Source organism: Sphingobium sp. JS3065 (genome assembly GCF_026427355.1).
Taxonomy (GTDB): domain Bacteria; phylum Pseudomonadota; class Alphaproteobacteria; order Sphingomonadales; family Sphingomonadaceae; genus Sphingobium.
Window position 1 is genome coordinate 24,997 of sequence record NZ_CP102666.1, and the last position, 23,110, is coordinate 48,106.

17 protein-coding genes and 1 pseudogene are annotated in these 23,110 nt (G+C 61.0%); 16 read left to right on the forward strand and 2 right to left on the reverse strand.

What is annotated here, in order from left to right; translation table 11 throughout:
• Positions 1 to 37 precede the first annotated feature (37 nt).
• The 8 genes from NUH86_RS22150 (at position 38) to NUH86_RS22185 (ending at position 7,212) form a co-directional block, all read left to right on the forward strand.
• A complete protein-coding gene (locus tag NUH86_RS22150; protein ID WP_267253120.1) occupies positions 38 to 745 on the forward strand; it encodes a hypothetical protein in 708 nt (235 codons plus the stop codon).
• Complete coding sequence (locus NUH86_RS22155) at positions 715 to 876, forward strand: hypothetical protein (protein WP_267253121.1); 162 nt, start codon at positions 715 to 717, stop codon at positions 874 to 876. The genes NUH86_RS22150 and NUH86_RS22155 overlap by 31 nt, the downstream gene beginning before the upstream one ends.
• Positions 877 to 973: 97 nt before the next feature.
• Complete coding sequence (locus NUH86_RS22160) at positions 974 to 1,420, forward strand: hypothetical protein (RefSeq protein ID WP_044663515.1); 447 nt, start codon at positions 974 to 976, stop codon at positions 1,418 to 1,420.
• 50 nt (positions 1,421 to 1,470) lie between these two features.
• The gene (locus NUH86_RS22165; protein ID WP_157009887.1) at positions 1,471 to 1,968 is read left to right on the forward strand and encodes a hypothetical protein; all 498 of its coding nucleotides are present in this window, start codon (positions 1,471 to 1,473) and stop codon (positions 1,966 to 1,968) included.
• Positions 1,969 to 2,559: 591 nt separating this feature from the next.
• Positions 2,560 to 3,333 (forward strand): hypothetical protein, encoded by a 774-nt coding sequence (locus tag NUH86_RS22170; RefSeq protein ID WP_267253122.1) that lies wholly within the window; start codon positions 2,560 to 2,562, stop codon positions 3,331 to 3,333.
• 430 nt (positions 3,334 to 3,763) lie between these two features.
• The gene (locus tag NUH86_RS22175; RefSeq protein ID WP_044663512.1) at positions 3,764 to 4,960 is read left to right on the forward strand and encodes an AAA family ATPase; all 1,197 of its coding nucleotides are present in this window, start codon (positions 3,764 to 3,766) and stop codon (positions 4,958 to 4,960) included.
• Complete coding sequence (locus tag NUH86_RS22180; protein WP_044663511.1) at positions 4,957 to 6,015, forward strand: ParB/RepB/Spo0J family partition protein; 1,059 nt, start codon at positions 4,957 to 4,959, stop codon at positions 6,013 to 6,015. The genes NUH86_RS22175 and NUH86_RS22180 overlap by 4 nt, the downstream gene beginning before the upstream one ends.
• A gap of 72 nt (positions 6,016 to 6,087) precedes the next feature.
• Positions 6,088 to 7,212: a replication initiator protein A gene (locus NUH86_RS22185; RefSeq protein ID WP_044663510.1), complete on the forward strand. Its 1,125-nt coding sequence runs from the start codon at positions 6,088 to 6,090 to the stop codon at positions 7,210 to 7,212.
• 1,636 nt (positions 7,213 to 8,848) lie between these two features.
• Here the strand turns inward: NUH86_RS22185 and NUH86_RS22190 are convergent.
• The gene (locus tag NUH86_RS22190; RefSeq protein WP_267253123.1) at positions 8,849 to 9,949 is read right to left on the reverse strand and encodes a hypothetical protein; all 1,101 of its coding nucleotides are present in this window, start codon (positions 9,947 to 9,949) and stop codon (positions 8,849 to 8,851) included.
• 346 nt (positions 9,950 to 10,295) lie between these two features.
• Here NUH86_RS22190 and NUH86_RS22195 point away from each other — a divergent pair.
• The 8 genes and pseudogenes from NUH86_RS22195 to NUH86_RS22230 all read left to right on the forward strand — a co-directional run.
• Positions 10,296 to 10,593: pseudogene (locus tag NUH86_RS22195) on the forward strand (transposase); the annotation flags it as partial.
• A 1,394-nt stretch (positions 10,594 to 11,987) separates the two neighbouring features.
• Positions 11,988 to 13,634, forward strand: a complete 1,647-nt coding sequence (locus NUH86_RS22200; protein ID WP_044663509.1) for a ShlB/FhaC/HecB family hemolysin secretion/activation protein — start codon at positions 11,988 to 11,990, stop codon at positions 13,632 to 13,634.
• A gap of 88 nt (positions 13,635 to 13,722) precedes the next feature.
• Positions 13,723 to 14,283: a 2OG-Fe(II) oxygenase gene (locus tag NUH86_RS22205; protein WP_267253124.1), complete on the forward strand. Its 561-nt coding sequence runs from the start codon at positions 13,723 to 13,725 to the stop codon at positions 14,281 to 14,283.
• Positions 14,284 to 14,491: 208 nt separating this feature from the next.
• Positions 14,492 to 14,956: a prepilin peptidase gene (locus tag NUH86_RS22210; protein WP_267253125.1), complete on the forward strand. Its 465-nt coding sequence runs from the start codon at positions 14,492 to 14,494 to the stop codon at positions 14,954 to 14,956.
• Positions 14,957 to 16,904: 1,948 nt separating this feature from the next.
• Complete coding sequence (locus tag NUH86_RS22215; RefSeq protein WP_267253126.1) at positions 16,905 to 18,119, forward strand: hypothetical protein; 1,215 nt, start codon at positions 16,905 to 16,907, stop codon at positions 18,117 to 18,119.
• Between the two features lie 181 nt (positions 18,120 to 18,300).
• Positions 18,301 to 19,605: an EAL domain-containing protein gene (locus NUH86_RS22220; protein ID WP_084694449.1), complete on the forward strand. Its 1,305-nt coding sequence runs from the start codon at positions 18,301 to 18,303 to the stop codon at positions 19,603 to 19,605.
• A gap of 112 nt (positions 19,606 to 19,717) precedes the next feature.
• Complete coding sequence (locus NUH86_RS22225) at positions 19,718 to 20,947, forward strand: autotransporter outer membrane beta-barrel domain-containing protein (protein WP_044663504.1); 1,230 nt, start codon at positions 19,718 to 19,720, stop codon at positions 20,945 to 20,947.
• A 102-nt stretch (positions 20,948 to 21,049) separates the two neighbouring features.
• Positions 21,050 to 22,087, forward strand: a complete 1,038-nt coding sequence (locus tag NUH86_RS22230) for a ParB/RepB/Spo0J family partition protein (RefSeq protein ID WP_044663503.1) — start codon at positions 21,050 to 21,052, stop codon at positions 22,085 to 22,087.
• Between the two features lie 124 nt (positions 22,088 to 22,211).
• Here the strand turns inward: NUH86_RS22230 and NUH86_RS22235 are convergent, their stop codons facing one another.
• Positions 22,212 to 23,090 carry a response regulator gene (locus tag NUH86_RS22235; protein WP_230463495.1) on the reverse strand — a complete coding sequence of 293 codons (879 nt, stop codon included), beginning with the start codon at positions 23,088 to 23,090 and terminating at the stop codon, positions 22,212 to 22,214.
• Positions 23,091 to 23,110 lie beyond the last annotated feature (20 nt).

Here is a 23,110-nt window from a genome sequence, read left to right on the forward strand (position 1 = left end):
GCGGGCACCGCATATCGTGCGGCCCGAGGGGCGGGGCATGCGGCTGGACTATTATATTCCTTCTCTCAAGCTACAGCATCGATTGACCGCCCATGCCATTGTAACCGAGGTGGTCGCGCCTGCCCTGGAAATTCTGCCGGCGATGCTCCCAAATCTCCACATCCGGTTGGCTGGAGCCAGCAGCTATGCCTTTGGCGGCCCGGTCATCCCTGCGCCCAGAGTGACCCTGCTTGGGCCAACGAGCGCGGCTTATAAGATGCTCCTGGCGCCAGGGACCGAGATCGTGACAACGGGCCTGCTACCCCAGGGCTGGCTCACTTTTGTCGGAGCGCCCGCTGCGCAATTCAGCGATCGCATCGTCGATGCCGCCTCTATCTGGGGTGACTGCAAGACCCATCAGCTGTGTGACCGTTTGGTGAGTGCGGCCAGCGACACGGCCAGGGTCGCGGTACTTGAATCATTCCTGCTCCAGGAAACACGCGATCTGTCCGACGTCACTCTGGCCAGAACCGCGACGATCGATCAATGGCTGGAGCGAAGCGCCGCACTCTCGCTCGATCTGCTGCGTGCGGAACTGGGCGTCAGCAACCGTCAAACCGGCCGGTTGACGCTTGATCTTTATGGGGTCTCGCCAAAAACACTGGCGATGAAATATCGCGCCTTGCGCGCCGCCGCGATCATGACCGCCCATGGCGAGGCGGGACTGAACCGGCCTTGGAGTCCTTTGCGGATCAGTCGCATCTGATCCGCGATTTTCGGCGGTTTGTCGGCTGGACGCCGACCGCCTTCGCGCGCGACCGGCGGAACATCGCCTATGCCACGCTGGAAGGGCGAAGCCGGGCTGGCGCCGTGCGGCCCCTGTCGCTGCTCAGTTGATGTCCGGTTCGTTCAATACCGGAGCGATGACGAGCGGTATGGCGTGCCCTTCCGGGAGGGGGCATCATTCTCTTTCCCGATAGCAGGGGGCTGTTGGATGAGAAGCGCGTTCCTGGCGATTGCAGGCGGTTTGATAATTCTGTCGCCTGGTTGCGGCTCCTCGCCAATCGCCGGCGAGAACCGGGCAGCCCAGCCCCAGGATATTTCGGGTGCAATCGCTCCCCTTCCGCGCGGCACGCATAGGTTGGAAGGCCGGATCGTTACCGTCCGCTTGCCCTATCGCGCCGCCGACAATCTGCTCTGGGCGTCAGCCACGGGCGTCATGGAAGCAGCTCCCTTCATGTTCCAGGATCTGGACATTCAACCCCGTGCCGGCCCTCAGGGCACGGATCTGGCGGTGTTCACCTACAAAGCCGACAAGCCCGGCACGGCGACGCTCGAATTCGGTCTCGTGCCTGTTGGCAAGACGTTGCTGGGAAATGGGACAACCCGTTTCAGAGATGAACCGGCACGTCGCTACTCCGCGACGGTGACGGCGCAATGAGGGGCTATCGTCCCTGCCCTGTCGCCTCCCTCGGAGCCCTGTTCCTGACCATGGCGTCAGCCACCGTCCCTGCATACTCGGCCGACGACATGAACGCAGGGAACCATCCATCGTCTGCTGCGCGGAACGGCGATGGCTTGCCCGAAGCGCCAGACGCCAACGCGCGCCGGATAAAAGGCATCTACCAACTGGCCGAAGATCGTGAGGGCGGCCGCGCCTGCAGGATCATTCTGACCGATGAGCGCACCATCGGAGGCTATGCGGCCCAGGCCAATCAAGCCTGCGTCGCCAAGTTCGCCCTGCCCTGGTATTGTGGCCATGGCGACGCGACCGACATGGATAAAAATTGCGCACCCAGGCCGACGGAGGACGTCTTTGCGTGGTTCGTCGCGCCAGATGGCCAGATCGTTCTGATCGATGGCGCCCGGCAGCCATTGTTTCACCTGTCTCCCTTATCGGATGGCGTTTATTACGAACGACGGGATGGCAGCGTGGGACAGGAAAGCCTGAGCTTCTCCCGCGTCGATCCGGCTGACACCGACCGGTGAGCAAAGGGGCTTTGTGGGGCGGATTTGCGGCAAAGTCAGGCGGATCCCGGCTGCCGTTCAGGGCTGGCTGCGCGAACTCATGATGGGGCCACCTGGCTGGATGGCCATCAATTCGCCGCCCTCAGTCATCTTCCAGGGCTTTCCATCCCAACGGGCTCAACAAGCCTCGCACCTGTCCGATGAGAATGTCAGCCTGCCCATGAAAATGCCAGCGGCGCATAAGGGCGTTGCGATGGCCATGGTTCGACAAAGGATCAATGGTCGCATCCACCCGCGTGCGGCGACAGGATCATAACGGCTGATGCCCGCCAACAGGAGGTCGCATGCAAGCGCAACTTCCCGGGCGATCTACGCGTCCTCACGCCCGCCGACGGATCGGTGCGCAGCAGCGCGCCGAAAAGCATGCCAAAACTCCAGGAACGATAGTTCCAATGTCCAATTCGGACCATTTCGCCTTCCAGATAATATGGGCGCTGACATCCATCTGCCCGACAAGAGCACAGCTGCTCTTTGGCCACACGGCGCAGAACGCCGAGATCCTCGAACCGGCGCCGGACACCTTCGCAGCGTCCTGTCCGTAAAGAAGGCTCGATGACGCTGCCGCGGCGCCTTAAGACGTTCACAACCTCATCCGTTCATAGGAGGAATGACAACACGGAAGGGCTGGCAATCATGACGTTCTTGCAGAATTATATCGCGAACATCGCCCACAAGCGTTCGGCGTTAATGAACATCTATGAAATCACCGACCTGTGGCCACGGCAAAATTCCGAACGGCATTGGATCGCCGGACAGGGTGCCTTCTACGGCGCAACCGCCGCATGCGCGGGGTTCATTCTCATAGGATTTTTCATGATCTTTTCCACGCCGATCCACTCGATGTCCGACGAACTCGGCAGGGACCAGGTCATGGGGCTGGTCGTCGCGCTATTCTTTCTCTTCTGCTGGATCAGCATCTTCTGGCATCACCATTTTCTGAAAGCCAAGCTCGAAATCATCCGCTCGGCAAAAGCGCGCCTGGCACGCGATGCCGACCTGCACGACGAATATCTGGCGTGCGTTGAGCGAGCCGGGGCTGTCGCGATCGCTCATTCGCGCGCTGCAGCCGCAGCGCAGGAGGCCAGGAACGCCGTCCTCGAAGGACAGGCGATGCAGGCCCAGGTCCGCGCTGCAAATGCACAGGAAGCAGCCGTGCGCAAGGATGAGGCGTCGCGGCTGTCGATTGCGGAACGGCATGCCCTCGCTGCCTCCATTCGCCACAACACGGAGACGGCCGAGCTCAATCGGCGCAAGGGTCTGAGCGGGGCGACGAACGCAGGTCGCGCAGCGGCGGATGCTGCCAAACTCGCGGGTGGACGTCGATAAGACCGTTGAACAGCTCAAAAATTGCTGAGTGAGCGGAGAGCTTGACAGACGGAAGGAAGACCAGACCCAGCCAGGATACGGCTTGCGCTCACCATAATCTCGTGCCGTCCCTCGCGCACCGCTGTTGATGGGTGCGTGTGCGGCTTCGAGACCAACCGGCAGCAAGCGCGTCGCTCGCTTGCCGCTCACCTCTTTCGCCTGGTAAGCGGCAGGACGGAAACGCTGCGATCGGTACCAGACGATGGGCGAGGACCATGCCGCTGTTTGTCTGCGACAGATGTCGAGAATCGTGCGCTGTCCTGATTTCTTGGCGCATTGCGGGAGAATTTGACTAACCCTCCTGAATCGCCTTATATGTCCGGGCTTGCAGGCGAAATTCGGCCTTTTTTGACGAACCGACTATGGTAAACGAGAGCTTGGGGGGCGGGCCATGTTGTCAGGCCAGATACTGGATACGATGATCAGCTCCTGCGAGAACGCGAAAACCGTTCTGCGCCGCGCCGCCATCGACCCATCAGACCGCAAGACCCTCAACATCACCATGGGCGCCACGGTCGCTGCGGAGTTTCTCGGGCGAACTCCGGAGGCTCTCGCCAAGGCTGAAGCTCGCGGGCGCCTTCCCGCTCCAAAGGTTTCCAATAATGGCCGCCGCTTCTACACCGTAGAAGATCTGATCGCCATTCGCGAGACGCTCGGCATCAAGATGGGCAAGCTGCCCGACGAACGGGCGGTGGTTATCGCGGTTCAGAACTTCAAGGGCGGCGTGAGCAAGTCCACCACTTCGAAACATCTCGCCGATTATCTGGCGTTACGCGGTTATCGCGTCCTCGTCGTCGACTGCGATCCCCAAGCCTCCATGAGCGTCATGTTCGACGTCGATCTGGAGGGACTGGTGGACGAGACGCATACACTCTCCAATTTCCTGTCTCCCCGTATCGATGAGGCGGAGTCGTTCCGCAAGACCATCAGGCCCACGGCCTGGCCCAATATCGATATTTGCCCGGCGAATCTGGGATTGCAGGACACGGAATGGGAACTGACGGCGACGATCGAGGAAGGCCCTCAAGCGATCGCCGGGGCCTTCCGGATGCTGCGTATCGGATTGGAGGAAGTCCGCCGCGATTATGACGTGATCATTCTCGATCCGCCGCCCGCGATGGGCTTTCTAGGCGTCAATACCCTGAGCGCGGCGGACGGCCTCCTGATCCCCGTTCCTGCCCGCCAGCTTGATTATCTCTCCACCATTCATTTCATGCAGACCTGCCGGGAAGCGATGAGTCTGGTATCCAAGTTCGATGCGTCGATCGACTATGGATTCATCCGCGTGGTTTGCACCATGTTTCAGCCGAACCGCACGAACGAAGCGCAGATGCTCCAGGTCATGGAAAAGACCTATGCGGGCCAGATGCTATCCACTCCGATCCTGCTCTCGGAGGAAATAAAGAACGCCGGCATTGCAATGTCGTCGGTCTACGAAATCAACAAGCCCTATGGTTCGCATCAGACTTATACGCGGTGCCGCAACAATCTCAATTCAGTCTTCCGCGAACTGGAAAAGGATATCTGCAAGCAGTGGCCGTCGCGTATCGTGCAGCTCGGCACTGATCGCCTGACGGAGGCAGCATGAGCAGCGGAGCGGGACGACGCCGCAGTCTTTTGACAACTGCCATCGACAGCCTCGGCTCGCCGCCGGCGGTTTCCGAACCAGAGGCGCCGCATGCGGCACCGGCTGAACCATCTCGTCGCGAGCCTGCCGCCCCCTCCTTCCTGGAGAGGCGCGGGGTGGCCTTTGACGAGATCGCGCGCACCGTAAAGCGGCTGACCATCCGTGTACGGCCGGACGAATGCAGCGTGTGGCCGGGCAATGCGCGTGATTATGCCGGGCTTAGCTATGAGCGTTGCGCTTCCCTTATCGACTCCATCAAGGAGGAGAATGGCAACCGGGAACCCGTGGTCGTCCGCCGGACGCCGGACGGTGAAAAGCCCTATGAACTGATCGTCGGGACCAGGCGCCATTTTTCGGTGTCATGGCTGCGCGAGAATAACCACGCCGAGATTGATCTCATCGCGCGCATTGAAACGCTTGACGATGAAGGCGCCTTCCGGCTCGCCGATATAGAGAACAGAGAGCGCGAGGACGTCACCGACCTTGAGCGAGCGCGCAATTATCTTCACGCGGTCGACGCCTATTATAACGGCATCCGCAGCCATATGGCCGATCGCCTCGCGATCGGGAAGCAGAACCTGCACAATCTGCTGCAGCTCGCCGAATTGCCCGACGATGTGGTGCGGGCATTCGCAGATCCGGCCGATATCAAGGTTCGTCACGGCATGAAGCTGTCTCCCCTCCTCAAGCAACCAGGTTTGCGTGAAGCGATCCTGGAGGTCGCAAGAGAGATTACGCGCGAGCAAGGTGAACGGCGAACGGCGGGAGAGACTCCAATCGAAGGCCCGCAAGTCTTCCAGCGCCTTGCTTCGGCCAGTCCGGTAAGGCGGGAGCCCGCGCGCCGCGTGAAAGCCGCGGTCAATGCCCTGGACGGCGATCAGATCGGCATGATTGTCTCTGACACACGGGCGCGCGGAATTACGATCAACATCAATCCGCGAAGGCCGATCAACGTAGACGAAATTCTCTCGGCCCTGCGCCCGGTCATCGAGGCCGCGAAGTTCAGCAAAAAATAGTTTTTTCGCGCTAAAACAATACCTTACTAATCGGTAAAACATGTTTTACCAGACGCTATCCGGGGAATGGCAATGGTTTCCAAGAAGGTCGGTCGAGACGACAGTCAGGTAGACCTGTTCCTCCCGCAGCTCACCGCCCTGCCCTTGCGCGATCAGCGCGAGACGATGGAGCGTCCCTTTTTCTCGCTTTCAAAACGCAAGCGCCTCAAGCCGATCGATTATGTAAGTCCCGACGGAAAGGTGACGGTTCACGTCAGCGCCAACTCGGAATATGGCCTTGCGACCATCTATGATCTGGACGTCCTGATTTATTGCGCCTCGGTCCTGATCGAACACAAGAGGCGGGGTGTGAACGACATCCCCCAAACCCTTCACGTCGTCCCCTATGACATGCTTTCAACGCTCAAGCGTGATGTGGGCGGCAGGGCCTATGAATTGCTCGGCAATGCACTGGACCGCCTGCAGTCGACGACCGTCAAAACCAACATCCGCTCGGGCGATGCGGTGGAAACCACCTTTTCCTGGATCGACAGCCACAGCCAGCTCAAGGACCGCAATGGGCAAGTGCGCGGGATGCGGATTACGCTGGCCAAATGGTTCTATGATGGCGTTCTCATGGAAGGCGGCGTACTTGCCATCGATCCGGCCTATTTCTCGCTGACGGGTGGGCGAGAGCGCTGGCTTTATCGCGTAGCGCGCAAACATGCGGGCGGAGCCGGCCCTGACGGATTCTCGATTTCCATGCCGACATTGTACGAGAAATCGGGCGCGGAGGGGGATTATCGTCGCTTCAAATTCGAGATGACGAAAATCGCACGAGAGAACAGTCTTCCTGGATATTCGCTGGAACTTCTTCAGCGCGATGGCGGCGAGCCGTTCCTTCGGATGGCCAAACGTGCTCTGGATGAAGTCCCCTCCCCCTCCCCTTCAAGCGGCTTCGCGCCCGCCGTTGACGCCTCGAAGCCCGGGACCGCCGCTGCCGAGGAAGAGCCCGTGAGTTTCCCCTTGCAGGGATCGATCGCCTTTGGTGCTTTTGGAGCGATTGCCCGGGCTAATCTTCCCTCGCCGCAGCGCGATCACGAGGCTGTTGCAAATGATTTCAGGAACTTCCTGAGATCGCGCGACATCGCTTTCGACGCCAGTAACATCACCCAGATTTTCGCGACCTTCTGCACCAAACAACGTTCCGCGATCTGACCTGTCCGTTCCGGGCAGGCCCCCTGCCCTGCCCTTCCGACTCTCCTTCATTCGATAGCCGCTTGGCCATCCTATTCCCGGGCAAGCTCCCAGGATGGCAGCGCACGGTGCGTTCCTGAAATACCGCGATCTGTCCACCGATCTCATGAAACCAAGTCCCGCTATGCTGGAACATCTGTTCAGCGTGGCATGGTCTCTCGCGGACACGCGTTGCCGCCTACGGCCGCACGCTCTCCTCCCTTCCCTATTCGAACGGCACGCTGCGGCTAAGGCTGCGACAGTTGATTCATGGAAAAGGCGATCATGGGTCGATCCCCGGTGCTCACGCGGTTCAGAATCCGAAGGCCAGTCACCCACATGGGCCTGCGACCGGCTTCACGGCGTCCCCCCACGCCTGGAGGCGGGGCCGTTGGCTGCCAGGCCCGGTATTTCAGGAACAGCCAAGGCGACCCTCAGAAATGCGCACATTAGCGTGCTTGCTCCTGTCTGCGATCACTCGATCAGCGGGAATGCAGTCCGCCCAACTCACAAGCCGACCCGACAGGCTATGATCGGAAATGCTCCTGACAGAGCGGGACGTTCCTGAAGTACCGTCGATGGCCGCAGGCAAGGCGAGAATACTGCCCATCGCCCGACGCAGTCCAGGGCTAGCTACCGCCAGACCATGGGAGCGCCTGCACGAGTGCTCCGGCTTAAGGCGCATTGCCGCACAGCATCCTCCTGAGCTCTGCAACCTGGCCGATCAACGCGGGATACGGTTACCCTGGCCCGCGTTCCTGAAATCCCGTGCTCAAGCGTGAGCTTCGCAGGGGGGCTGCCGCGCGCTGCCTATCGAATGACCACCGAATATGCTTGGCACCGACGTGTTCCCGATATCCCGTGGAAAGAGCAAAGCGACACTAGTGCGATTCTTGGACGAACCCCTTTTGTGTCCGGCGCAAGACACGGATATACCGCGACATGCCATGATCGCATATGCTCTAAACCCCGTTTTCCGGGCCTTTCCGGCAGAGTAAAACATGTTTTACTCATTGTGGACGCCTCGGTCCCGCACGGGATTTCGGGAACAGGCCACGGGACTTCAGGAACCGAATCACGGTGCATTGGGAACGCGGACTTCGGGACATTGGGAACGAAGCGACGGGATTTTGGGAACGGGCCAAATCCGCGACTCGTGGAGAGTCAACGATTCGCGCTAGGAGTGGGCAGGCGTAACTCTTTATGGATTCTTTTAACGGATCTAAACCGCGCCTCTGGCGCATCCTCTTTTTTGAGTGATTGAACGGAACGTGAGAGAATGAGAGGGAGGAAGGACCCGGCACCCGACGGAACGCACTATGTGGCGCCACAACCCGCCCCACCTGCATGAGAATCGGGAAAGCAGCAAGCTCTGCACGCCGCAAACGCAGTTCTCGCCAGGTGTCAGAAAAGGGATTCAGGCAGATGGCCTGACGATCATGGCCGCAACCGAGCGGCCATCGGCCTTCGAACTATTTGCAGCTGATCGGCGCGGAAGAAGGGCAGGGCTGGGAAGGGGAGCGATTCTTCGCGATGGAGCGAGAACTAACGGCGCAATGCCCCTAAATCGCCGTTCAAGCCCTGCTGAGAAGGCGTGAGGTCCCGGGGGTAACTCGCCTCACTCCTCACCTCTTTTGCCGCTCACAGGGGCTGGTGCGCCCGTATCATCGCTCTCATCGTCCCAAATTGTGAGCTCAAAGATGTCAGCAGATGCCGGACGATGCGTTCTAGGCACAGCCTTCGGTCCGGACAAAGGCACCATGTAACTGCGGTAACTCGCCTGACCCGTCCTTTCGACGAGCAAGCCTTCCAGCTCCGCAGTCAGCAGAAGCTTGATGGCGCCAGCTGACGTCAGGCCCAGATGCCGGGCAACCTCACCGCTCGTAATGGCGGGCCGTGCCATGGCAAAGGAGAGCAGGTCCTTCAGCCGTCCTGGACGCCGGCGAACGGCGAGATGCATTCTCGCGCGGCGGGCAAAGCCCCGCAGCTGAACCTCGATCTGAAGATGGGCGTTGGCGCCCGCCGCGATCGCGTCGAGCCAAAGCCGATCCAGTTCGGTGTCTCTGGCGACTTTCCACCGTCCTCCAGCCAGTTTGAGACCCAGTGCGGTCAACCCTCCCTGCGAGCCTTTCCATCGCCCGGGACCCCATCGATCGCCTACCAGAAGGCTGGCCACCACATCGCCTCGGCCGAGCGGAGAGTGTTGCCGCCACAAAGCGGCGATCCGACCGGAATGGACGAGGGCAGGGGAGGGGGGTAAGGCCTTGCAGGCCTTGCTCCAGGCTTCGACCGCCGACGTCAGCTCCCATGCCTCACGGTGACCCAGGGCGTTCTGGCGCGGCTGCGTCATGTCCATGCCGAACCACTGCAGAAGGGCAGAAGCATCGGTGACGAGGGCATTGAGGGTGATCGGCATCCCGATCGCATGTTTCCAGTGCGTCAGGTCATACACGCTGGTCGTCAGTCGGCCTCGGCCGTCTATGACCACGGCTTCCTCGGGCAAGTCGGCCATGTCGATGGCGGCGAGAGCCTGTCGTTCGGATAGCGCGATGCGCGCTCTCAGGGGCTGGCGGACAGGACTGAGGCGAAGACGCTCCTCGAGCCGCGCCAATGCGGCCTGTGCTTCCGCATAGCAGACCATGAGCGATGGGCTGGGGAGGGGAGGGGGGATCGTCATGAACCTCGCTAACAGGCGTTCGGTCGGCGCCAATGTGATCATTTTTCAGGGCAGCAAGAAGATGAGCATTTTTGAACCGCGGAAGGCTGAAATTCAACTGAAAGCGGCCTTTAGAAAGTCCGTCACGATGCGGCTGGAGTCAGTCCCGCTGGCGCTTTGCTCGGACGATCGACGACCGCCGTCGCGATTATTTCCGTGGTGCCAACGAGCTGGGGTCTGTCGGCTTCGTGGTACTAAGGGCGCTCGGCCGTCCATAGTCGGCGCGGGTAGGCGCAGCGGAGGAGGCAGGGATGTGCCCCCTGGACGTGGTGCGGCGTCACTGTAGCGAAGCTGGCCGGACGCGCGCTGGTTACGCGAGAAGAGCGCGGCGCGACAGGCCCGGCACAACGGGAGCGTCGGGCTGCGCATCCCCAAACTGCGCACCGGCAGCTATTTTCCTTGCTTGCGGGACCTGCACCATCTGGCGGAGAAGGCGCTGGCCGCGGCGATCCATATGGAGCATCTAAACGCGGGCAGTCGATGATCTGGTCAAAGCGCTCGGCATGAGCGGGCGCCGGTGGCGCCAGGAGATTGTGAAGGTCTTCCTTGATCGCCCGATCGAAGGCGGCTGACCCTATCTCTGGATCGATGTCACTTACCTCAAGGGACGTTTCCGGACTGAACGGACATCTTCCATCGCGAGCATCCGTCCCGCCTTTCCCCGGACTTGGGAACGTCGCCCATGCAAGATCCACGCTGGTGGGGCGCTGGAACACAGGAGTTTTCCCAATCGCGCGGCCTGATGTCTGCAGTTCACGTTCCCGCCCGGATCGCGGCCACGACCTGCCCTTTCCCTCCGCGTTATTCTCCGTTCCATCTTTCTATATCGTGTCCCCGCGGTGAGGGACGCACCAGCGCAGAACAATTGGCTTTCTATGATCCCTGGTTCAAGGCCAATGTTGCCGAAGCAACATGCCTCCCCATCTCGCTCGAACATTGGCAATCTCACGCGGGTCCAGCAGCACGGGATGTTCGTGGTTGATCGGCGGCTGACTTCACTGGCTACACAATCCCCCGGGCGTCAAAGCCGAACTGTCGAGCTCCCCGGCGTGCCGCGTAGTCGAGCAATGTACCATGCTGGTCGGAGACGGCGGTGAGCTTCAGTCATGTCGCCAGCTCAGCAGCGTTTCATGACCGCCAGCCTTGACCGACGCCTTCCTGCCAGATGCCCACGCAGCCAGGGACGGTGTCCCCCATTTTTACATCCTGTCGAGGTAACGCCGATCCGCATGCTACCTTTCCTCGGATTGGTTGGCCCAGTTCACGCGCGAGGGGGAGAAGGGAACAAATCATGAATTATCTCTAAAATCCCCTCAGAAGCCCGTGGAGCGCAATGAAGGGGTTGGATAGGGAAAGTATCGACAACCACCAAAAGTCCTTCTGAGAGAGCTTCTGAGCGCCTCGAATTTTTCCGCCCCTCACCGCATTTTTGCCCAATTGCCAGCCGACAAGATTGACTCACAAGGTCGTTCCAATCTCATCGGCCTGACACGAATCGCCATTGGCCCAATTTTGGGGTCTACTGCACATATTGGCAGGGACGATGGAATGCCGGCGCGAACATGGCGTCCCGCGCGGCAGGACATCCGCGTGACGGTCACCAGCCAGACGCGGGGGTAAGCTGCGCATGCGGACCCGATGCAATATCAACCAGGAAGGGGAGGGTGCCTCCGACGCAAGCGAACGGCATGCGCCATAGCTGTCGCACGGGAGCATTTTCGAAACATGGGGTTGTCGCCTGCCGGCGTGGACCATGCGGAAGACAAGAGATAAGGAGAGCATGATCCCATTCAATCTGATCGGACCATGCTCTGGCCGCACCCATGGGATCAAGATCGCCATTCAAGCAACCAGCGTCATTGAATCATGCCAAAGCAACCGATTCGGTTCTTGTTACTGATGAAAGCTTTGGTAAATCAAGTAACCGTCTTTTCCAATGGAAAGAAACAGGGCAATTTCGGTGCTCCCCGGCATCTCACGGGCAACTGGCCGCTTATCCGGGCAACAGAGGCCGGAAGGCGTAGTAAAACTCGTCTTGGTGATGATCCTTGCGATCGTCTTGCTGTTGCCCACCATCGCCCGCGCCCAGGGTGCACAGGCCGGCGTCAATGATTTGGGCAGCGCGCCCGTTATCGACCGCGACCGAACCGACCGGGTCGCGCCGCGTCTGGAGCAGGGGCCCGCCACTCCCGCGGCATCCGCGCCATCGCCTCAAGTGGCGCCTGCGTCGCCTTCTGCTGCCAGCGTCCAGCTCGCCCGTGTGCGTTATGAAGGCTCCTCGCTCCGCCAGTCCGTCCTGGATGAAGCAGTCGCGCCGTTTATCGGTCACCCCCTGACTAACGCCACCTTGCAGGGGGTCGCCAACGCAGTGACCGCCGCCTACGGTCGAAGCGATATTGCTTTTTATGCTGTCTCGATCCCCGCCCAGGCGCCCGTGGGCGGCGAGATCAAAGTCAGGGTCGTTGAAGGGCGAATAAAAAATTATACGTTGAGCGGCATCTCGCCTAGCGCCCCGGTGAAGTTGATCGGGGCCCATATGCAGCGTCTGATGCGCGAGGATCCACTGCGTAAATCCACGCTGGAACGCACTTTGTCACTGCTGCGCGATATCCCGGGGCAGACGGTCAATGTAGCTGTTCGCCAGATGCCAACGGCCGGTGATCTGATCCTCGATGTGATCGTCAAGCGTAAGCAACTCGATATTGGACTTACGATAGACAATAGCGGGGTAAGCAATGTCGTGGAGGGCGTCCAGGCGCAACTTTCGGTAGCGGCGCATGGACTTGTTCGCGAAGGCGATAGTACAAGGGTTTCCGCTTATCTTCCCTTCTATCCGGATCGATATACATATTATTCGCTGAGCCACAGCACGCCATTGGGAAGCAATGGTCTGACTTTGTCCGCGAACTTCGCGCAGGTTAATACCAAGTCTCGGGGAACGCACATAAAAGGTGAGGCGACGCTCGCGGGGGTTTCCCTTACATATCCGATCATCCGATCGTACAAGAAAAATCTGTCCGCAAGCCTGTCGCTCGATGGAATCAACAGCACCAATTATTATCTCGATACCGAGTTTGGTGATTATCGGTCCCGAGCGGTCCGAGCGGGGCTGTCATGGTCCGATGTGGGGCCCAAGAATGGCTATGCTGCATCTGCCGTGGTGAGCCAGGGGATCAACGCCATTGGCGCCAAAGCCTTTACCGGATTTTCGGAGATTAAATTTTCCAAGGTGAATATACAGGCAATAGCGGTTAAAACGCTATTGAATAACTTGACAGCAAAAGTGACTGTTAAAGGGCAATATTCCAAGGATAAGCTTCCGGTAACCGAGAGATTTTCCTTGGGGGGAAGGGGTGCCGGCATGGCTTATCGGATCGGTACCATAACATCCGATCAGGCACTTGCATCCAACCTGGAATTGAGCTGGTCGCTTCCGGCGAAGTCTCCGGTTTTGAAGGCGACATCCTTGTTCGCTTATGTGGATGGTGCAGTAGCCCACGCTGTTGCGCGACCATATTATGGGATTGCTGCGCAGGATTATTCACTTGCATCGGCCGGCGGCGGCGTGCGCGTGGGCGTAGGGAAGGGCTGGCGCGCGAGCGCCGAAATTGCACTCCCGGTCAAGCGCCCTAACGACGCCTATAGCAGGAAGGCGCGCTTCTTCTTCGGGCTTGGTCGAGCGTTTTAGCGATTTTGCGTATACGCAAAATTGGCCATTCACCAGATCCAAAGGTCCGGAACGGCGGGCGGTCTCTTCCAACGAAAGAAGTTTGGCTATGAAGAATGTCTGGGAAGTGTGGCCGGCGATATTGTCACCTGCGGCCTGTGACGCTGTTATCGAGAAGGCGGAGCAATATCCTGTGCAGTCCGCGACCGTTGGCTTTGACGAAGCGCAACGTGATGACCATGCTTACCGCAGCTCTACGATCCGCTGGCTGGATCCCGACATTGAGGCCGAACTCGTCAAGACATTGATGCGCTATGTTCATGCGTCGAACAGGACCAATTTCGGCGTGGACATCGTGGCGCCGTTCGACCTGCAATACACGGAATATCACGGCACGGCGCACGGCAAATATGATTGGCATCATGACGTCTGGCTGGAATCCCCTCGGCCCTATGCACGTAAGCTGTCCTTCGTCGTCCAGCTCTCCGAACCGGAGGATTATGAGGGTGGGGCTTTTGAGTTTTTCGGCCTTCAGCAGCCCGGCGCTACCTTCGCTCCGCGCGGCAGCATGTTGATCTTTCCATCATTCCTGCAGCATCGTGTTCTCCCGGTGACGAAGGGTATTCGGCGTAGCCTTGTAAGCTGGGTCGAGGGGCCGCGATGGAGATGAGTGATCACGCGGTCCAAAACGATTTTGGATGGCGGTTGCCTGGCGGATCGTTGCCCGATCTGTAAGGGACAATTCGCGCCCGATCGCCGCGATCCCGCGCTTCTGATCGGCTGACGGGATTCTCCTATCTTTCCCCAATTTGCAGGCAGTGCAGCCAATGTCACCATCGGCTCTTCCGTCGATCCCCTTGCTGAGCGGGGGCAGCTTATTGTGCCTGTTCATTCTGCTGGGCGCCGCAGTCTATTTCGACGTCTGTTTCCGGCGGATACCCAATGGTTTGTCCCTGCTGGCCGCCATTGCCGCGGTGCCCTATTGGATTGGGGTGTCGGGGGACGCTATGCCAGCCTCGATCGGACAACAATTTCTCGTTCTGCTGGTCGCCACAGGGCCGTTGCTGCTGCTCTTTGCTGTGGGCGCCGTGGGGGGCGGAGACATCAAACTGCTCGGCGCGCTGCTATTGTGGATCCGTGCCGGAGACGTTGTTGGAATGATCGCAGTCATCATTCTTGCAGGAGGGGCGGTTGCCGCAGGGGCAGTGGCGCATGCGCTGTGGAGGCGAAGGCAATGGCGCGAAGCGACGGTGCCCTTCGGCGTTGCGATTGCCGCGGGCGCCATGCCGGTTCTGGCCGATGACCTCGTCTTCACGTTAAAGGCCGCGGGGGTTCTGGGCTGAAACAGCGACTTGGCGGTGGTTCGCCGCGGGAGCGCCCCCTTGGACCGGTCCCCGCGATCATTCTGCAGGTCGGGTTCCAAGAGTCCGGTGCACACCGGACCCAAATGCTTCCTCGCACCTGGCGACGTTCGGCTGAACATTGACCCGGTCATATACTCATATGGGCGCCACGGTCTGGCCTGCGCGCGGATGAGATGAAGGGGTGGGGGACCTCGTTTCAGCGACCTCAATGGGGCGGCCCGGAGCAACCATGCATTCTGGTGTGGACGGTGCCGCTTGCCGAGCTGAAGATGCGCTAAAGGGGCTCCTCAGATCGCCTCCAAACCGCTCGTCAGGCAACGGCAATGAGACGGTGGTGGGCGCGGGGACAGGAAATGCCTGGCCGCCGACGGTGCGGGTGGGGCCATGTCCAGCGTTCAGGATGGCTCCAGTACCGAAGCCTTATGCCGCTGTCTTGGCAGATGCGCGTGTCGCTCGGCAGTCGATGGGGAAGGGGCGGCATGAGTGGCATTCATCCAGACGAGCCATGGCGTTGGGCAATGACCATATATCGGGTTGGTCATGAAGGCGCAGATTCGTCAGCAGACGATGCAGCCTATACCCGGACAGATCTTCGTTCCTGTCGCACACCCCCAATGCGCAGAGCTCAGGATCCTCAGCACGGCGGCGTGGCGTCGGCGGCGGTATTTGGACAGAAACAACCGATCCGGTTGTTTGGAGAATTGAGATCGCGACTTGAGCGGAAAGCTGCATTTGCGTAGCATTGAGCGAGAAGGCGATTGGATTTGCTGAGGAATGGGTGAATTTCGGAATATCGGTTAGTCTGTTGCGGATATTCAAGGCATGATATTGTCCGTCCAGATACGAGATAATGGCGTCCTGTAAGGGTTATGACCGCTTCGGTTTCTTCTGCTCGCTGACCGTGCGCCGGTTCGGGCTATTCGTCCCTCGTCGCGAGAGTCTCGCAATAACAGGGAGTACCCCAATGGCATTTCATGGATCGCTCCGTTCAGGACGGCGCTATCTCCTGTGCGCCACGGCCATTCCGCTTCTTCTCCTGGGGGCATGTGCCGATGGCGTCGGTTTCGACATAGGCGCGGGCGGCGGACAAAATCCCTCCGGCCCCTCCGGCCCGGGTGGTCCAACCGGCCCCACTGACCCGAGTGGTCCTGGCGGTCCGACTGGTCCCGGTGGTCCGTCCGGCCCCACTGATCCGAGCGGCCCTGGGGGCCCGACTGGTCCTGGTGGTCCGACCGGCCCTGGGGGCCCGACCGGCCCTGGTGGCCCGACCGGCCCTGGGGGCCCGACCGGCCCTGGTGGCCCGACCGGCCCTGGTGGCCCGACCGGTCCTGGCGGCCCGACCGGCCCTGGTGGCCCGACCGGCCCTGGTGGCCCGACCGGCCCTGGTGGCCCGACCGGTCCTGGCGGCCCGACCGGTCCTGGTGGCCCGACCGGTCCTGGTGGCCCGACCGGTCCTGGTGGTCCGACTGGTCCTGGCGGCCCGACTGGCCCTGGTGGCCCGACTGGCCCCGGTGGTCCGACTGGCCCTGGTGGTCCGACTGGCCCCGGTGGCCCGACTGGCCCTGGTGGTCCAACCGGCCCGGGAGGACCTACTGGTCCATCCGCGCTTAACGGGCCGATCGTTGGTGGCAATGTCGGAAATGTCACGGTTGGTGGTCCCAGCGGCTCCAGCACGCTGGTCGGCGTGAATGTGTTGCCGGGTTCGTCTTCATCGACAGGCGTTCTGGCGACCGTCGATGTCCTGACCGACGAAGGCACCGTTGCGCAGGTCACACTGCCTACCACCACTGAGCAGGTCCAGCAGGGTCTCGCGCCGGTTGGCTCCTTGACGGGCGCACTGCTGGGGGATCAGGTGGGAGGTGCTGTAACACAGCTCACCAATGGTCTTTCACCTACCGTGGCGGCCGTCACATCGACCGTCGACCAGGTGACTGGGCCGCTCCTCGATACCGTGAACGGTGTCCTGGCGCCGGTGACCGGGCAATTGATTGGCGACAACGGCGCTCTCGCACCGGTGACGGGGCTCGTCGAGAACCTGGTCGGCGGACTGACTGGCACATTGCCGGGGAGCCCAACCGATCCGGCGGGCACGCTCAATGGTCCCTTGATTGGTGCCAATGCCGGCGGCAATTCGCTGACCGGGGCAAGCACCGCCGATACGCTGGCAGGAGTCAACCTGCTGAACCCGACGGGCGAAAATGCGGCCACGGGTCAGCTCGTCACGGTCGGCGTGCTCTCGCAGGGAACCATCGTCGATGTTGCGCTGCCAACCACCGCGGCAGGCGTTGAGGCGGGCCTTGCGCCCGTCGCCAACCTGACCGGAACATTGCTCGGCTCCCAGGTCGGAGCAACGGTCGGTCAGGTCACAACCGGTCTCGCGCCGGTCGCCGCTGCTGTCACATCGACTGTGGACGGCGTGGTCTCGCCGGTCCTTGACGCCGTCAACACCCTGGCTCCTGTCCTGAACGGCGCTACCGGCGGATCGCCGCTTGCACCCGTGACGGGTATCGTGGGCTCCGTCCTTGGCGGCGAGGGTGCTGGAACGGGATCGGTGCTTGCACCTGTGACGGGTGTCGTCAGTTCAGTCCTCGGAGGAGTTACGTCCGGCGGCGCGACTGGCGGTGTGCTTGCGCCCGTGACTGGCGTTGTTGACTCTGTCCTGGGGGGCGGAACGGGCGCCGGTTCGGTGCTTGCTCCGGTCACTGGAGTTGTAAACTCGGTCCTGGGCGGTGACGCCACTGGCGGGGCGGGCTCGGTCCTGGCACCTGTAACGGGGGTCGTGAACTCCGTCCTTGGTGGAGATGCCACCGGCGGTGCGGGCTCGGTCCTCGCCCCGGTCACCGGAGTTGTGAACTCGGTGCTGGGCGGTGGCGCGACAGGTGGAGCGGGCACCATTCTCGCCCCGGTCACTGGTCTCGTCAATTCAGTCGTCGGTGGCGCCACTGATGGTTCGGCCGGAGGCGTTCTGGCTCCGGTGACCGGCGTTGTCGGCTCTGTGCTGGGAGGAGGCACGGGCTCAGGCTCGGTTCTCGCTCCCGTAACGGGCGTCGTGAGTTCGGTGCTTGCACCGGTCACGGGCGGCAGCGGCACGGCTGCGCCGGTCACGGGCCTTCTCGGAGGTCTCCTCAAGGGAGGAAACTGACATTGAGCGCCGTCCGGCCCTGCCCCAATTTTGGGCCGGACGATGCTCATGAGCCATCGCTGCTTCACGCAGACACAGCGGTGATGGCCGGGGGGCGAGGGGACAGGCGGGTCGCACTGTCCCCTCGGCCTTGAATTGGAAAGGCGATGATGATGTCGCAGTCTTGCATGAGGTGCGTAGTATGAAAGCGGTCGAAAAGGAGAGCAGGCATTATCTCCTCACGGTTCGTCTGAATAATTATTCAGCACTCTGTGCAGCCTATGGCGACGAGTTGGCCAACAACGCTCTCAAGCATGTTCGAAGAAGTCTTGAGCGCCATCTCGGCAAGGTTCTGATCGCAGCGGTTGAGAGTGAGGCGCTGACAGTTCTGGCGGAAAACAGGCTCCTTGAGAGCTATTCCCCCGACGAATTGGTTGAAATACTCTGTTCCATCACAAGCGCCGAGCCCTTTCGCTGCGCCGATGTGGACGTCCTGCTTGACATATGCGCGGCCTACAGACCTGTCGATGCCTCGACGACCCCTGAGGACTTCGAGCGCCTCCTGGCCGAGGCTACTGCCGAACTGGAATTTGCCCATCCGCGTTCCATTGCTACCTGGCGTAGTATGTCGGCCAAGGAAGAGGCGCGTTACCGTGCGGACATGGCTCGCTCTGTCGCTTTGCTGAAAGCCATCAGGCGCCGGACAGCATTTTTAGTATGGCGGCCGATCGCCGATCCCAACGACCGTGGCCGCATTCTCTATTATGACGGCAGATTGCGGCAGGCCAACGGAAGCGGTCAGCAGGTGGAATGCGACACTGCGGTCACAGCATTTGAACGTCTTGGCCTCTCTCATATCATCGATCTCCAGCTTGTTTCCGACGTGCTGGACGAGCTACAGGCCGACCCTCTGGCGCGGTTGTCTATTCCGGTGTCCGCGAAGAGTCTGAGCGCCAGTCTCTTTGGCCGGGAAGCGGGATGGAATGAAATCTTCACGCGGTTGCATCGCGATGCAGCGCTCGGTCCACGACTGATCCTGGAGGTCGCCGACACGAGTGACTTGCCTTCCGATATCGAGCTGGAGCCTTTTCTCGATCGGATTCGAGCCTTGGGCGTTCGCCTGGCCGTCGGCCGTTTCGGCGGTCTTGCATCGTCGATCGAGCAGCTTATCGGCATTGCGCCGGACATCATCAAGATCGACAGCGGCTTCCTCCATACCGCCCATCAGTCTGACAGAAGCCGTGCGCGTGTTGGCCCGTTGCTTGACCTCGCTCGGACTGTGGCGCGCATTGTCGTGCTTGATGGCGTTGCCTCGTCCTGGCACCTGTTGTTGGCGCTCGATGAAGCTGCTGAATGGGTGGCCGGATCCTATGTCGGCGGAACCAGTATTGGCCGCGACTGGGTCAAGGCCGATTATGGGGATGCAGTCGCAGGCCTGAGCAGCTTCAATCATGCCTTCGGCGATTATGGCAGCGGGCCGCGAAACGGGCATCACACGACACACTAGTTTTTTAGGGGCATTTTTGCGTTTACGCAAAAATGCCCCTCCGACCGGCAGGATCGCCCGCGATGTGCAAGGCGATCAGCATAAAGAATAGAAGAAAAGGGGATCAGACCCAATGTTCAAGGCAGAGACGACATTCAGGCGGTTCATGCAGAAGGGCCTGATGGCCGCCGCGTTGCTGGGTGCGGCGGGCATGACGGCAGCCCATGCCGCGCCCTATGGTCCTTATGCAAGCACGCCAGGGGAGGCCTCGCTGGGCTCTTCGCTTGATTCAGCAACTACCGCTCCGGTAGGCGATCGCGCGGCGATGCTGCAATCTCTCGACGCTCTTCCCACCGCTGCAGAGCGTGCAGATGCGCTGGGGCAGTTGTCGGCGCGTAGCTATTCCCTCTTACCCCGCCTTTCGATCCAGTCCATGGACTCGGCTGATCGCGAAATCCGCAGCTATCTTGTCGAGCGGCGCAATATCGCTTCGAGCGCGAGCGCGGATGTGCCGGTCCGCGGCGATCGCACCATCAACATGATGCTGGTGGGGGGGCTGAAGCAGGCGACCTACAAGGGCCGGGTCGACCGGCCGGAAGCGAAGAGTGATTCACGTTCGGTCCGCTTCGCCATCGATGTGAGCCCGATTGAGAATCTCATCGTCGGTGCGACCCTGGGGATCGACGGAATCGATGCGAAGCTGGACTCAGGACAGAAGCCCCGGATCACGGCGTTCAATACGAACATCGGACCCTATGCGAGCTTCAATAACGGCAAATTCTACATCGACGCGACGGCGGGCTATAATTTCTCCGAGTTCAAGCTGCGGCGCCAGGTCGGCTGGACGGGCTTTTCCGACAGGATGCGCGCCAATGTCGATGGCGATGGCTGGCATGCGACAACGGAAGTGGGCGCCATGCTCCGCGCCGCCAATATCAAGCTGCAGCCCTTTGTCGGCCTGCAATATCGCTATGCCGACATTGGCGGCTTCATGGAAGGTGGCGGGGCCGCATCGCTCGAAGTTGCCAGCTATCGCACCAAGTCCCTGCGGGCGAGCGTCGGTGCGCGCGCGTCGGCCACGATCGACACGGGCCGCTGGGCGATCCGGCCGTCAGTAGAGGCTCAGTATCAGCGGGAACTTCGCAGCCAGCCCGACAGCCGCATCGAAGCCCGCTTCGTGGCCCGCGACCTCGACATCTTCACGCTCAATCCGACACGGCTGGCGCGCAATGCGGCGTTGCTGAGCGCAGGAGCGTCGGCGACCTATAACAGCCGCACGACCTTCCGGCTGGGCTATACGGGAGAATTGAGCTCGGATCGCAATGTTCATGCGGCAGTTCTTTCGGTAAGCCGACGCTTCTGATGGGGTGAGCGGGGCAAAAACAACCGAAGCGAACGCAATTGCGCGCGATGTATGCGCAATGTGGCGCTATGAGGCGGGGAAAGGCGATAGCGGGAGCGTTCCATGGCTGGATTCATGAAGGACATATTGGAAACGCTCTCCTATGATCCGGCCCCCATGCGCCAGGTGGCAGCACGGGAGGACGCGCTGAGCCGTCTTGACCAGCGGCTTGCCAATGTCGCAGGGGCTGGATCCGATGGGCGTACTACCATCCGTATCCAGCCGGGCGAATGTGTCGTCTGGGATGGAAATCCGCGGGACCAGCCGGGTCTGACGGCGGAAAGCTGCCAGTCGCTGATCGAGTCCATAGCGCAGGAAGGGGGAAACCGGATCCCCGTGCTCGTCCGCATGAACGGGGCGGACGTGGATCGGCCTTATGAGCTGATCGTAGGCAGCCGGCGCCGCTTCGCGATTGACTGGCTCAACCATAATGGCCGCCCCGAACTGCGCCTGACGGCGCTGGTTGTTGATCTGTCCGACGAGGAGGCGTTCCGGCTCGCCGATATCGAGAATCGAGAGCGGGCAGACATCACCGAGCTCGACCGCGCGCGCAGCTATCAGGCTGCGGTGGATCGCTTCTACGGGGGCGTTCAGTCCCGCATGGCCAATGCGCTTAACCTTTCGAACAGTCAGTTGAGCCGTCTGCTCGCGCTTGCCCTGTTGCCCGAGGAAATCGTGGATGCGTTCGGTACGCGCGCGGAACTTCGGGTCAGGCATTCGGAAGTCCTGACACCGCTCCTCAAAAGGGTGGAGCAGCGCATGCGCATGCTGGCGGAGGCCCGGCGGATCTCCGCGGAGCAGCAGGAAAGGTCGGTCCAGGGGGATCGGCTGCTTGCACCGGCAACGGTTCTGGCGCGCCTGCGGGAATCGGTCGCCAGCCCTGGGCAGGATGAGCCGCGCGACATCGAGATCATTGCTGGAGGCGAACGGGTTGGACGCGCCAAGCCGGCAAGGGGCGGGGGCGTCCAGATCGATCTCAATGTGACCGAGGAGACGGATCTGGACGAACTGCTTTCCCGCCTTCGGGCCACGATCGTTGCCGCACGGGCTGGTGGAGGAGGAGAGGGAGAGCAGGTGGCCTCTGAAGAGGCGGCAGCCTAGAGCATTTTCCAGGCAGATGGCATCATCTGCTGGCTCGCAAAATGCGGGAAACAGCAGGCAAATGGAGCATGGTCCGAGTCAGTCTGATCGGACGATGCTCTACCTCCGCTCGATGGCGGCCCTATCATTTCGTCTGCCCGCTGAGATGATCCAGGATGACCTGCTCGACATCGGGACTGATGAGCAGAAAATCGCGCCGGCCATCCTTGTCGTCGGGTATGCGGCAGAGGACCTCATTCTTGACCATTCGGTTGATCAACCGAAGGGCAGTCGTCGTTGGCATGCCCGATGCGATGCAGGCGCTTGAAACAGAGACGGTGCGTCCTTCGAACTTCGCGAGCAGAAGGTCGAGCAGCATGTGCCAGGCCGGGTCGCCGAAAATCTCGCCGCCGATCAGTTCCCGCCTTTTGAGTTCCGCGCGCAATTGCGCGCGGATATAGTCTGCGTCAATGGGCACCGCACGGCCGTGGGCCTGGACGGGATCGTCCATTTGTTGCGCGAGGCGTTGCAGTTCGGAACTCAGTGAGGAGATCTTGTTGAGGAGCGTGGAGCGGCTGGCAGGGGTGTCGTGAAGGCCGCTGACGCGCAGGATGGATCGCCTGAGGTCGTCCCTGCTGACCGGTTTCTGCAGGAAATCCGCGATAGAGGCGCGCATCGCGCCGACGGCGACATCGACTGTCGCATGGCCGGTGACCATGATGAAGCGCAGGCTCCGATCCTCTTCCTCGGCCCGGGAAGTCAGTTCCTGAACCAGGGCAAGGCCGTCGCAGTCAGGCATGCTGTAGTCGACGATGACAAGTGAGATGTGTTCGTCGTGCATATGGACGAGGGCCTCTTCGGCCGAGCAGGCGCTGACCGATGGATAACCAAGCATATCGAGCATGAAGGCGCACTCGGAGGCCCACTCACGATCGTCATCGACGATCATCACGGTGCCGATATGCGGAAGCTGCGCCTTGGCGCTATCAGGCAGGCCCAGATCCTCCAGCCGCGCACGTGGCACAGGCCTTTCTTTAGCCTCCC